The organism is Parabacteroides sp. AF48-14, assembly GCF_003477465.1.
GTDB classification, from domain to species: domain Bacteria; phylum Bacteroidota; class Bacteroidia; order Bacteroidales; family Tannerellaceae; genus Parabacteroides; species Parabacteroides acidifaciens.
On sequence record NZ_QUDI01000001.1, the window covers coordinates 104,192 to 117,155 of the forward strand.

Here is a 12,964-nt window from a genome sequence, read left to right on the forward strand (position 1 = left end):
CTTTGGAAGGAAAACCGTCTGCTTGAAGAGATAGACCGCCTACCGATAGAGTTAAGTCCCCGTAAATCGAAAGTCATCGGCCGTTGCTGTGTACACAAGGAGCGGGCAGTCTGGAAATATAAGACACTGCCACTGCTCGGATTTGATATGCAGGATGAAATAGACGAGCTGACTCCCTTGTCTGAGTATGCAAAACAAGCATTGTTCCGTTCGGAAAATAAGAAAGAAAACCTGATGTGTGTGGTTGACGAAGCCTGCTCATCCTGTGTACAAGTGAACTATGAGATAACAAACCTTTGCCGTGGTTGTGTGGCGCGCAGTTGCTATATGAACTGTCCGAAAGATGCAATCCGCTTCAGGAAGAACGGACAGGCGCAGATTGACCACGACACTTGTATCAGTTGCGGCAAATGCCATCAGAACTGTCCCTATCATGCGATTGTTTATATCCCGATTCCTTGCGAAGAGGTTTGTCCGGTCAAAGCGATCAGCAAGGATGAGTACGGGGTGGAACATATAGATGAATCCAAATGTATCTATTGCGGTAAATGTGTAAACGCTTGCCCTTTCGGAGCCATCTTCGAAATATCCCAGGTATTCGATATCCTGCAACGTCTGCGCAATAAAGAGCCGATGGTGGCTATCGTAGCCCCTTCTATCTTGGCACAGTTTTCTGCCCCGGTAGAGAAAGTGTACGGTGCGATCAAGTCACTGGGCTTCCTCGAAGTGGTGGAAGTAGCTCAGGGAGCGATGGAAACGACTCGCCGCGAAGCCGAGGAACTGAAAGAAAAACTGGAAGAAGGCCAACCTTTTATGACAACCAGTTGTTGTCCATCCTATATTCAACTGGCCGAGAAGCATATCCCGGACCTGAAAAAGTATATTTCGTCAACCGGTTCACCGATGTATTACACAGCCCGGATCGTGAAGGAGAAATATCCTGATGCCAAGATCGTCTTTGTCGGCCCGTGCGTGGCGAAGCGCAAAGAGGTGAAGATGGACCATGTGTGGACTTTACTCTTACCTTCGAGGAAATCGGTTCTGTGTTGACAGGCCTGGACATCAAGATAGAAGAGGCACAACCCTTTTCGGTCCTGTTCAATGCCGTACGTGAAGCACATGGATTTGCACAGACCGGCGGTGTAATCAACGCCGTAAAGGTATATCTGAAGGAAGACCAGGTGGCTAATCTGAATACAATACAAGTAGCCAACCTGACCAAGAAGAACGTCGCTCTGCTGCGTGCTTACGCCAAGACAGGCAAGGCTCCGGGACAGTTCATCGAAGTGATGGCCTGCGAAGGAGGATGTGTGACAGGCCCGTGCGTTCATGGTGACAGGGCTTCCGGACAGAAGCAGTTGCTCAAGGAGCTTACTAAATACTAAACGCAAATGATAAGAAAGATTGTTTTGTTCTTTTCGCTGGCCGGGATGTTATCGCTGGCGGCATGTGGCCCTCGGGAAATACCGGCGAAAGGAGATTTTACCGTACATGTATTTAAAGATACACCTGTACGCTTTGCCCCGGATGTCTATCCGGAAGCCTATAATGCACCGGGACCGGACAGTGTCTATCATCTGGTGAACGGACGTATTATTCTGAAGAAAATAACACTACCCGACTTCCGGCGCAATGTGTCGGTCAAATTGCGGGTGACGATCGCATCCAACGGTGACCGTTGGGATAAGTCCGGTTCCTGTTTTGTGTTACCGAAAGCATCGGGTATCAATTTGTTGAATATTGCCAAAGGCGAAAAGCAATTCCCGGAAGTGGACAGTACGAAGTTGGAACACATGATAGGAATCGTGCCGGGTGAAGATTATAAACCGACTGTCGAACTGATGCGCTTCATGACGCCATTCGGAGTGGGGCATTTCAGCGCGCCCGATGACAGCCTCACGCATAACCGCAAGCCGGTCTATATTGACCATTGGGCCGACAATGTGAGCTGGGAACAGGATATAACCGATCTTTATCCCTTACTTGAAGGAGGCGCATATGTCGGTATCTTTATCGATACCTGGACGGCGGAAGGATATATTGCCAGTATGACGATCGATGTGGATGAATCCCACTTGGCATATGACCCGCTTGTCCGCCGTCATGTAGAGCCGTTGATGAATACGGTTTATTATGAAGGGCAGACCTATCCCGATATCTTTGCCCGCCGGGATGTATCGATGGATTTTGATATACCCGAAGGTGCCCGTAATGTCCGGTTGAAATATATTGTAACGGGGCATGGCGGCCATTCCGGAGGAGATGAGTTTGTGGAGAAACGGAATATCGTCTCTATCGACGGAAAAGAAGTGCTGAACTTCGTCCCCTGGCGTTCGGACTGTGCCTCTTTTCGCCGCTTTAATCCGGCAACGGGAGTCTGGCTGAAAGAGCGTCTGGCATCGTATATCGATAAAGACGGTTATTCGGAGAAGAAGGTGGAAGAGCCGTTGGCTTCATCTGACCTGTCTCGTTCGAATTGGTGTCCGGGGTCGGATGTGGTGCCTGAAGAAGTGGCTCTGATGGATATCCAGCCGGGTAAACATACCTTTACGGTAAGCATTCCCGAAGCAGCCGGGATAGATGGAAACAAGCTGAATCATTGGTTGGTATCAGCTTACCTGGTTTGGGATGAATAAATAATTGACACATTAAATCATTTATACTATGGATTCACTATTGCCTTTCTTTCTATTATGTTTCACCTCGTTCTTTACCCTGACGAATCCGTTGGGGACAATGCCTGTCTTCCTGACGATGACAAATGGCATGAGTGAAGAACAGCGCCGTGCCATTGTCCGTCGTGCGACTATCGTGTCGTTTCTGACTTTGATGGTTTTCACCTTCTCCGGACAGTTTCTCTTCAAGTTCTTCGGTATCTCGACAAACGGGTTCCGTATAGCAGGAGGAATTATCATCTTTACGATTGGTTTCGATATGCTTCAGGCACGTTATGCAAAGGCGAAGCTGAAGGAAGAAGAGGTGAAGACGTATGTGAATGACATCTCTATCACGCCTCTTGCGATCCCGATGTTGTGCGGTCCCGGTGCGATTGCCAACGCCTTGATGTTGATGGATGATGCCGTGACGTTGGCAAAGAAATGCATTTTGATCGGAACGATCGGGCTGATCTATTTTATCACTTATCTGATCCTTCGTGCTTCCACCCGCCTGAACCGCTATATGGGCGAGACGGGCAATAATGTGATGATGCGCCTGATGGGTTTGATCCTGATGGTGATCGCCGTAGAATGCTTTGTCAGTGGTTTCAAACCGATCATGATCGATATTTTACAGCAAGCAAACCTGTAAAATGGTATTGTAGTGCTTTATGGGGTTATAGTGCCGTAAAGGAAGGAACCATCCGGCAGATAGAATGAACGATGCAGGATGTGCGCTCCTTCCATACCTACCCGCTATTCATGTCACGGCCGTGAAACAAAAGAAATCCAACTGTAACATAGAAGGAAGACAGTTGTGACATGGAAAGAATACAGCCGTAACATGCAATAGCGGACCGGTGTTTATCGTTATTGATTCTTCTCTCTCCTTTTATAATTCCGTAAACTTCTTTTTCCCCTGTAAATAGAACGCCGCAATCAGGCTTCCTTTTCGCAGTTCCGGGATGTCGGCGAGCTTCGTCTTTGCCAGATTTTCCCGGCGGACCGGTTCGTAAGACGGTTTCAATTCATAGAAGGCTTTCCGGGCTTCATACACGGCACGGGCGTTCGGAAGATGTCCGGAGAGCAGGAACTTGGCTGCCGCGATGTAGTCCAGCCAGAAGCGGGTGCGCATCACGTGCTTCAGGTCTTTTTCCGGCAGGTTCTTGTATAACATCAGTAGGTTGTTACGGAAGTTGAGGAAGGTCTTGCGCGGGCTTTCCACATTCAGCGTAGCCCCTCCCACATGATAGACGACCGATGCGGGCGTGCAGACCAGGCGATAGCCCCGCGAACGCAGTCGCCAGCACATATCGATCTCCTCCTGATGCGCAAAGAAACCGGCATCCAAGCCGCCCGCCTCTTTATAAACGGTAGTGCGGACAAACAGGCAAGCTCCCGTAGCCCAAAGCAGATCGGCGGGAGTATCATATTGTCCCAAATCTTTTTCAACGACGTGCAACACACGGCCGCGGCAATACGGATAGCCATACCGGTCCATGAAACCTCCGGCAGCTCCGGCATATTCAAAATATTCTTTGTTGCGCTCGGCGCGTATTTTAGGTTGTGCGCAAGCGATATCGGGGTCGGCATCCATCGCTGCCACAGGTGCGTCCAGCCAGCCCGGAGTGACTTCCACATCGCTGTTCAGCAATACCGTATATTCATGTCCGATCTGTTTCAACGCCTGGTTGTAACCTTCGGCAAAGCCGTAGTTCTTATCCAGCTGGATGACGCCTACCGTCGGGAACTTCGCCTTTAACATCTCGACAGAATCATCCGTAGAGCCATTGTCAGCTACGATTACATCCGCCCATTCCCCTGGCGTATAAGCTACGACAGAAGGCAAAAACTTCTCCATCAGCTCCCGCCCGTTCCAGTTCAGGATGACAACGGCAACACGCTTCTTTAGTTGAGAGTTGAGAGTTGAAAGTTGAAAGTTATTGTTCGTTTCCATGATATCCATCTTTGCTTTTCATTAACTTTTAACTTTCAACTCTTCACTTTCCACTCGCTTGTATTTCCACCTCTTATGCGTCCAAAGCCAGCCTGCCGGATTACGCAGGATGCATTGTTCCATCAGACGGGCATATTGTTCGGTGATCCAGTTTTCGGGAGTCTCTTTGGGAGTCTCGGTCACCAGTTTCATGTCTACGGTGTAGTAGCCGCGTTTGACTTGCTTGGTGTCAAGGAAGATGACGGGCAGGTCGAGTTTGCGTGCCAAGCGTTCGGGGCCTGTCAGGATGGAGGATTCCTGGTTGAGGAAGGTTGTCCAGTAATGCAGGTTGTTCCGGCTCGGTGTCTGGTCGGCAATGAAGATCACGACACTGCGTATCTTATCTCTCTTCAACTGGATCACGTCGCGTACGGAGTCTTGTTTTTTGATCCCGTATGAACCGAACTGGGTACGCAACTTGATGAACAGCCGGTCGAATGCCTTGTTGTTGAGCGGACGGTATATCTGGTAGATACGCGAGTCCTTGAAGCGGGAGGTGGAACCGGAGAACCATTCCCAATTGCCGTAATGTCCCATCAGCAGAATGAAGCAGGTGTGTCCTTTCTCCATCAGCCGGTCTACCAATTCGGGATTCTTCAGGAAAGCCCGGCGTTGCAGCTCTTCGAGGGAGATATGCGCCAGTTTGAGCGTCTCGACGACATAATCGGCGAAATGGTGGTAGAAAGCTTTTTCCAACCGGCGAAGCTCTGCATCCGATTTCTCAGGGAAAGAGGCTTTCATGTTCCGGCGGACGACTCTTACCCGGTATCGCCCGATCTTGTAGATCACGACATAGAGAATGTCCGATAATATATACAACGCCCACATCGGCAGGATGGCGTGAACCTTTACCCAACTATAGATAAGCGCATATTGTATTTTACTCCACATAATATATTATTCTATTATCTTTACAACTAAAGCCGTTCCGTCCTCATTCCAGCCTTCCAATATCACCCGGCGCGTTTCGTTGACCAGGGAATTGTCGTAAGGAATCTCCGCCTTGATATAGTTCTCGGTGAAACCGTGCATCATGCCGCCTTTGCGGGTCTGTTCGAACAGGACGTTTGCCTCCCGGCCGATATGAGCCTCATAGAAAGCATGGAGCTTGCGGTCGGATATGTCTAACAGTTGTTGGCTGCGGGCATGCTTGGTCTTCGGATCGACAACGTGGTCGATCTTGAGCGCCTGCGTCCCCGGACGTTCCGAATAGCTGAACACATGCAGCTGGCTGATGTCGAGGCTGTCGATAAAGGTGCGGGCTTCCTCGAAACAGGCATCCGTCTCGCCACGTGTCCCGACAATCACATCCACCCCGATAAAGGCATGCGGCATCACTTCCTTGATCTTTTCTATCTTATGCCGGAACAGCTCCGTGTCGTAGCGGCGGCGCATCAGCTTCAACACCTCGTCGCTCCCGCTTTGCAGGGGAATATGGAAATGAGGCGCGAAACGCTTGCTGCCTGCCACGAAGTCGATTGCTTCGTCGGTGATCAGGTTCGGTTCGATGGAAGAGATGCGGTAGCGCACGATGCCTTCCACCTCGTCGAGCGCACGGATCAGGTCGATAAACGTCTCGCCCGTGCTTTTTCCGAAATCACCGATGTTGACACCCGTCAGCACAATCTCTTTTCCTCCTTTGGCTGCCACCTCTTCGGCTTGTTTCACCATACTGTCGATCGTCCCGTTGCGGCTTCGTCCGCGTGCGAACGGGATGGTGCAGTAGGAGCAGAAATAGTCGCATCCGTCCTGCACTTTCAGGAAATGGCGCGTGCGGTCGTCCGCTGAGCAGGAAGGTGAGAAGGTGCGTATATCTTTTGTTTGGGAAGCAATGACGGCGCCTCCCTCTTCTTTCTTTTTCAGGTCGTCTAAATACATCAGTATGTCCAACTTCTGTTCGGCTCCCAACACGAGGTCGACCCCTTCGATGTGCGAAACCTCTTCCGGCTTCAGCTGGGCGTAACAGCCGGTTACCACGACGAAGGCTCCCGGATGCTGTTTGCCGATACGCCGGATCGCCTGGCGGCATTTCTTGTCTGCCAGCTCCGTCACAGAGCAGGTGTTGACAACGCAGATATCCGCTTTCTCACCCGCACGCGCTTTGCGTACCCCTTGTTCGGCAAGTACTTTTCCTATGGTCGATGTTTCGGCGAAGTTGAGCTTGCATCCTAACGTATAGTATGCGGCAATCTTATTCTCAAAAACAGTCTTGTCAATCATTGTCTTTTAATTATCGCGCAAATTTAGCGAAAATGTTTGGACATAGTATATTCTTATCGTTTATTGTGGAACCGGTAACCGATCCCTAACATCAGGTTGTTGGGATCTTTGAACTTGCTCAACTGGTATCCCACGTGCAGGAACAGGTCGCGGGTGATGGATGTCTTCAGCGCCATGATCTGGTACATGCCTTGTGTATCGGAGCATTTGTGATACACGTTGTAGCCTATGCCTAAATTGATCGTGAAGATCGGCATGACCAGTTCCCCACGTGCGGATAATCCGATTGCCAGTTGTTCCTTGAATGGCGGGCGGTAAAACCGGTGTTCCGACTGGCCGTTATAGTCGGCCTCGTATTCCTTGATGTTGGCACTTTCGTCATATTGCACGTCGAGCGATGCCCCGGCGCGGAAGTATTTGTGGAAGTTGTACATGGGATTGAAATTGAACCCGAATACGCCGAACGAACCGGGTGCCAGGTAAGAATCATCGGGTTTGATGACCCCTTTCCGTTTCGATGCGCCGTATAAGACGATGTCATAGCTGATGTGCGGCGTGGTACGCAGTGCGGCCGGCCTGTCGGGCATTGCCGTCCCGTCACTTTCTCCGAACGTGTGCACCAATCCGATCCTGCCTCCGACGGTATTGACGCCTGCATTGGGATACTGGGTGTTACCGTTGGAGAAATGGGTCAGGTCGACGCCCGCTGTCAGCCGCCATCCTGCCGCTAATCGCCAGTTCAGCAAGAGGCCCAAATTGATATAGGCATTGATCTTCGATCCTACTACATAATTGTAGGAATTGGTTATCGGATCGTACTTCTCCCACCCGAAAGAGGCGCCGAAGTTCCATTCGTAATCCAGCGACAGCCGGGGAGCGAGCCGGGCTATGCGCGAACCCTGGAAAGCATATACCGACACCGGAGTCCCGATTTCAGCCTTGTCAAAGAATGAGTGATACGAAACGCCGATCCCCTGATACGTGTACGGATATAATTTCCCTGTCTTTGATTCCGGATGAAACCGGAACGAGTATTTCAGGTGTGCCGACACGGATTTGCGCAAGGGCTCCCACGTCGCGTTCTTGCCTGAAAAAAACTCATTGGTGGGAATAAGGTAAACGGGACGGAAATCAACGCCGATCTCATGAATGAGCGGATGGCGCGACAGGGAATCGGTTGTCCCTGCTCTTTGTGCACATATGCGGGTGCATCCTAATACACATAGTCCTGTTATGATGAATAATACTTTCAGATTCATGCTACAATTTGTTTATCGTTCCGCCAAGATGATAACATAGAAGGTTGTCGTTGATAATTTGACTGTGCCTTTCTTTTACGCCTCCTTCTTTTGCGTAATCTTTCCAATGGGAGACTGTTTCCCTGATTTGTTCGATGATATATTTACCGTTTCTTATCCCCATATTCCCGGCAACGGCAACAAGGTCTTCGTAAGTGAAGTTGTCTTGTTTACCATTGAGTGAGAGCTGATGTCGGTTGGTCCATTTGCCGCCTGGCGTGTATGAGTAGCATAAATCGTAAGCCGGCGCCAAGCTCCAGCTGCCGTCTTTATCCATCAGGAAGGAATAGTTTTTCGTATGATCGTCGTGGTTGCGCGACATGACGTTGAATACCATTCTCCGGTACAATTGTTCCTGTTGCGGATAACTCAGTCTCATCGCACGCATGACTCTGAACGCTTCTTCGTATGAGTGCCGTTGGTCGCGGTCATAATGAGCAATACCGGCTAATGTCTGTACGTGTATCTTCTCGCCAGTTTCGGTACGGTCGAACCGTTTGGTCATAAAGTGATGTGAATCTCCTTCCGGTAGAAGCCTGCATTCCGTCATCTCGATGCCGCAATCCTTGGCCATCAGATAATAGGCATATTCTATATTTCCTATGCCTTGCGGGTTATCTGTTATTTCCGAATGTTCGGAGTATGTGCCGCCATCAAACTTCAGCAGCCAATAGCCGAAACCTTCCGGTGCCTGTACCTGGCCGGAACGAACTTCTCCGGTAGCGTTATTGTAGGCGATGATAGCTTTAGGTTTTGCACCGCCGGCAGAGGTTCCGACCTTGAGCATATCCAAAATCTTTTTATCAGACTGGTTGAGCCGGGTACGGAAGTTCTCGCGATCTGTAAAAACAGCCTTGGCAAGATTGGTCAGTTCTTGCACGTGGATGATCGATGACTCGCCGAAACCTTCGATCTCCTGACTCGGTTCGAACTCGAGTGCTCCCATCGCTCTTTTACCTACATAACATAAACGGTCTAACGGAGTGATTTCTTCGCCTGACAACCCCCGGCTTGCAAACCATTCGTCGATGATTTGATTACCGAAGGCATCCGGCAGGGAATCGGCGAACAGGCCGGGCAGGCCTTTGAAACAATTATTCCGGTTGCTTAAGAACTGGTAAGGCTCGCCGCTATACCTGTCTAAAGGCATGACTATCGGAGAAATATCCAATCCGGAACGGAGGAACTTTCTTTCATAATCGAAGACGGCAGCTCCGGCCTCTTTCTCCCAGTAAAGGGAACCGACGCTTTTTCCCCACAGTGTTACGTCTACTATCAATTCATTCATTGTCGTTTGATTTTAGCCGGCGTACACGCGAGCGTTTTTTGCCTTGTATTTTCTTTAATTGCAGCGGGCTTATTTTGGCCTCGGGAACAAGATTCTCCAGATTCTCCAACAAACCTAATTCCCTTAGTACGCTTATCAGTATAAGCGTACTGACAGACTTCCCTTTCTCTATATTAGCAACCGTAAGCGGTGTTACGCCGGAAGCCAAGGCAAGTTCTGCTTGTGTTTTATCCTGCCTGATCCTTGTCTCTCTGATACGGCTTCCAATCTTAAGCAGTATCGCGGGATTGCTCATCTCTGTCCACATATTCATTCTTTTCTGCGAAGGTAATGAATAATATATATAAAAACAAGGATTAAACGCTTCTGTTCCCTGTAAACTATATAAATGTATAGCTTATGACATCCTCTTATCGTTCCGCCAAGATGATAACCGGATTCTCATCATTCTCCTGCGCCTCATAGCCGATCAGGTAGCGGCTGTCTTCCGAAACGAAGCGGGGAACGAACGTATTTTCTTCCTTGAACTCGAACGAATGTTCGGGATATGGCAGTTTGACGCTTTCCGTTTTCCCGTCCTTCTCGTCGTAGCAGACCAGATAGGACTTGCCGTTCAGGTTGGCTGTCAGATATAAAAGCCCGTTGCTGTTGCCGACAACGCTGATGTGGGCCGCCTTCTTTTCCTGGAACAGGCTGTTGCGCGGGGCTTGCAGTTGGTAACGGCCGCCTTCCGGCATTTTGTATTGTCCGGCGTCCACCACCCAGCGGGCAGCAAGCGTATTCTCTTTTGTGATGCGGTAGATCGTATCGTTGAACATCTCTTTCACGTAATCGCCGGACGGAGTGGAAAAGGCTTTGCATTCACTATAGAACACCATCTTGATCTCTCCCGGCTCGAAGCTCCGGGCGTAAGGTATCGAATCCAGCACGGTCGAATCGCGGAACAGGTACATGCGCGTCGGCTCCTTTCCGGATATATTCTGGACATATCCGATGTTCCGTCCGTCGGGTAGCGGAAGGACTTCCTGGATGTTGATATTGGCAGGAACACTTGTTGTCCGTTTCCATTTGCCGTCCCAGCCGTACGTCTTGATCCATTTGCAATAGTCTTCGATGTGGATACCCTCTTCGTCGACACTCAGATTGCCGGCGGCAAGAAACTCTTCCGGCCCTTCGCCTCTGCTCCCGATCATCCGGATGAATTTCCCTTCCGGGTTGAAAAGGTATATCTTCTCATTATTATAGATTACTAATTTGTCCTGGAAGTAAACCAACTGCGGAATATAGGCATTCAGCAGCACGGAGTCGGTCGTTTCCAGCGGGATGAAGCGGACGCTTTTCGCCCATTCGTCCAGCTTTATCCCGGTCGGTTCCCGGTCTAAAACAGTAGCCAGGTTAATCGTTTGGCAGGCGTTGCCGTCTGCTTCCTCCTTAGGCGAAATCTGGCAACCCGCCAGTGCTCCGCATAGAAGTATGATCCATTTATTCATATACTCGTTATTTGATAGCCGAAAGATAAGTATAAATTATGATTTTCTACCTTATCCGTTAACTCTTTCTCTGCTATTCATTAGTTGTCCGCCGCCCGGTGAACGATCGTCCGCTTGGCGGTGAACGATCGTCCGGCGGCAAGCGAACGATCGTTCGCCACCAAGCGGACAACTAATGAGCCGTATGGAAAGAGCTAAGAGCATAAGGTGAAAGGGTTAAACTATACGTATCTGTTGCTTATTTGTTAGTTAGTCTGTACTTTTGTCCCAATTATAACATTGTACGCGGTATGATACAAGAGAACTTTATCAAGATATACGAGAACAGTTTCAAGAACAACTGGGAACTGCCCGCCTTGACGGATTACAGTAAGGGAACGACCTTTTCTTTTGCGGACGTAGCGGAGGAGATTGCCCGCATCCACATCCTGTTTGAAGAATGCCAGATACGGCGGGGCGATAAGATAGCTCTGATCGGGAAAGACAGTGCGCGCTGGTGCATTGTCTATATGGCCGCTGTTACATACGGTGCGATTATCGTGCCGATTCTGCAAGACTTCAGCCCGAACGACGTGCATCATATCATCAACCACTCCGAGTCGGTTTTCCTTTTTGTCAGCGACCGCATCTGGGATTCGTTGGAAGAAGACATGATCGGGGATGTGCGCGGCGTGTTCTCGCTGTCCGATTTTCGTTGCCTGCATCAGCGCGACGGCGAAAGCATCCAGAAACTCCTGAAAGGGATGGAGGCGAAGATGGCGGAGAAATATCCGAACGGGTTCGGAAAGGACGATATCAAATACGCAGAACTCGATAATGACAAGGTTGTCTTGCTGAACTATACTTCCGGCACGACCGGTTTTAGCAAAGGCGTTATGCTGACAGGGAACAACCTGGCGGGAAACGTGATGTACGGCATCCAGCTCGGCGTCTTGTACAGAGGGGAACGCGAAGTCTGCTTCCTTCCGCTGGCGCATGCCTACAGCTGCGCTTTCAATTTCCTCGTGCCGATGGCTGTCGGGGCGCATGTCTATATGTTGGGCAAGGTGCCTTCTCCCAAAATCCTGGTGAAAGCGTTCGAGGAGGTGAAGCCGAACCTGATCCTGACTGTCCCGCTTATCCTGGAAAAGATTTATAAGAAGATGATCCTGCCGCAGCTCGGCAAGACGACGATGAAGTTGGCGTTGAATATCCCGCTGCTGGATTCCCGTATCTATGCACAGATACGGAAGAAGCTGGTGGACGCTTTCGGCGGACGCTTCCGCGAAGTGATCGTTGGCGGTGCGGCGATGAACGACGAGGTGACGGAGTTCTTGTATAAGATCAAATTCCCGTTCACGATCGGTTACGGCATGACGGAGTGCGGACCGCTGATCAGCTACGACCATAACGATGAATATGTGCCCGGTTCCTGCGGACAGGTGCTGAAAGGAATCATGGAAGTGCGCATCGACTCGGACGACCCATATAATAAGGTAGGGGAAATCCAGGTTCGCGGCGAGAACGTGATGAAAGGTTACTATAAGAACGAAGAAGCGACCTCACAAGCCTTTACCGAAGACGGCTGGCTGCACACGGGCGACTTAGGAACGATCGATCATGACAACCGCATCTATATCCGTGGCCGCAGCAAGACGATGATCCTCGGGGCAAGCGGACAAAACATTTATCCGGAGATAATCGAGTCGAAGCTGAATAACCTGCCGTTCGTGATGGAAAGTATTGTAATCGAGAAGAACGGCAAGCTGATAGGGCTGGTTTATCCGGATTATGATACGGTGGACGGGACGGGTGTTTCGCACGAAGACCTTCCGCTTATCATGGAACAGAACCGGATCGAACTTAACAAACTTTTAGCACCTTTCGAAGCCGTTTCCGCCTTGCAACTCTATCCGACGGAATTTGAAAAGACGCCGAAGAAGAGTATCAAGCGTTACCTGTATAGCAACTATTGATTTGTTTATCCGGTCTGTCTATCAGCTTGTTGGCGAATGTGTGAAAAATAATTTGAAAAA

At 49.9% G+C, this 12,964-nt stretch carries 10 protein-coding genes and 1 pseudogene; 4 read left to right on the forward strand and 7 right to left on the reverse strand.

Translation table 11 applies throughout. The features are described 5' to 3' along the window. The first annotated feature begins 327 nt into the window (after positions 1-327). The 3 genes and pseudogenes from DW083_RS00455 to DW083_RS00465 all read left to right on the forward strand — a co-directional run bounded on the left by DW083_RS00455 (position 328) and on the right by DW083_RS00465 (position 3,309). A pseudogene (locus DW083_RS00455) lies at positions 328-1,385 on the forward strand ([Fe-Fe] hydrogenase large subunit C-terminal domain-containing protein). Positions 1,386-1,391: 6 nt separating this feature from the next. Then, the gene (locus DW083_RS00460; protein WP_122331058.1) at positions 1,392-2,636 is read left to right on the forward strand and encodes a PNGase F N-terminal domain-containing protein; all 1,245 of its coding nucleotides are present in this window, start codon (positions 1,392-1,394) and stop codon (positions 2,634-2,636) included. Between the two features lie 28 nt (positions 2,637-2,664). Then, positions 2,665-3,309, forward strand: coding sequence for a MarC family protein (locus DW083_RS00465; protein WP_115497880.1), 645 nt, complete (start codon positions 2,665-2,667; stop codon positions 3,307-3,309). 240 nt (positions 3,310-3,549) lie between these two features. On the opposite strand, the gene DW083_RS00470 is transcribed toward DW083_RS00465, so the two are convergent. From DW083_RS00470 to DW083_RS00500, 7 genes are all read right to left on the reverse strand, one after another. Continuing rightward, on the reverse strand, positions 3,550-4,614 hold the full coding sequence (locus tag DW083_RS00470; protein ID WP_122331151.1) for a glycosyltransferase family 2 protein: 1,065 nt from the start codon (positions 4,612-4,614) through the stop codon (positions 3,550-3,552). Positions 4,615-4,635: 21 nt separating this feature from the next. Continuing rightward, entirely contained in the window at positions 4,636-5,544 is a 909-nt protein-coding gene (locus tag DW083_RS00475) for a lysophospholipid acyltransferase family protein (protein WP_122331059.1), read from the reverse strand. Positions 5,545-5,550: 6 nt separating this feature from the next. Beyond that, positions 5,551-6,873 carry a tRNA (N(6)-L-threonylcarbamoyladenosine(37)-C(2))-methylthiotransferase MtaB gene (gene mtaB / locus DW083_RS00480; protein WP_122331060.1) on the reverse strand — a complete coding sequence of 441 codons (1,323 nt, stop codon included), beginning with the start codon at positions 6,871-6,873 and terminating at the stop codon, positions 5,551-5,553. A 53-nt stretch (positions 6,874-6,926) separates the two neighbouring features. Then, positions 6,927-8,132 (reverse strand): acyloxyacyl hydrolase, encoded by a 1,206-nt coding sequence (locus tag DW083_RS00485; RefSeq protein ID WP_122331061.1) that lies wholly within the window; start codon positions 8,130-8,132, stop codon positions 6,927-6,929. A gap of 1 nt (position 8,133) precedes the next feature. Further along, positions 8,134-9,459, reverse strand: a complete 1,326-nt coding sequence (locus DW083_RS00490; RefSeq protein ID WP_122331062.1) for a type II toxin-antitoxin system HipA family toxin — start codon at positions 9,457-9,459, stop codon at positions 8,134-8,136. After that, a complete protein-coding gene (locus DW083_RS00495; protein WP_115497958.1) occupies positions 9,452-9,766 on the reverse strand; it encodes a helix-turn-helix transcriptional regulator in 315 nt (104 codons plus the stop codon). Before DW083_RS00495 ends, DW083_RS00490 begins: the two co-directional genes overlap by 8 nt. 103 nt (positions 9,767-9,869) lie before the next feature. Next, the gene (locus DW083_RS00500; protein ID WP_122331063.1) at positions 9,870-10,949 is read right to left on the reverse strand and encodes a 6-bladed beta-propeller; all 1,080 of its coding nucleotides are present in this window, start codon (positions 10,947-10,949) and stop codon (positions 9,870-9,872) included. Between the two features lie 290 nt (positions 10,950-11,239). Here DW083_RS00500 and DW083_RS00505 point away from each other — a divergent pair, with 290 nt between their 5' ends. Further along, positions 11,240-12,904, forward strand: a complete 1,665-nt coding sequence (locus DW083_RS00505; protein ID WP_115497886.1) for an AMP-binding protein — start codon at positions 11,240-11,242, stop codon at positions 12,902-12,904. The last annotated feature ends 60 nt before the right edge of the window (positions 12,905-12,964 follow it).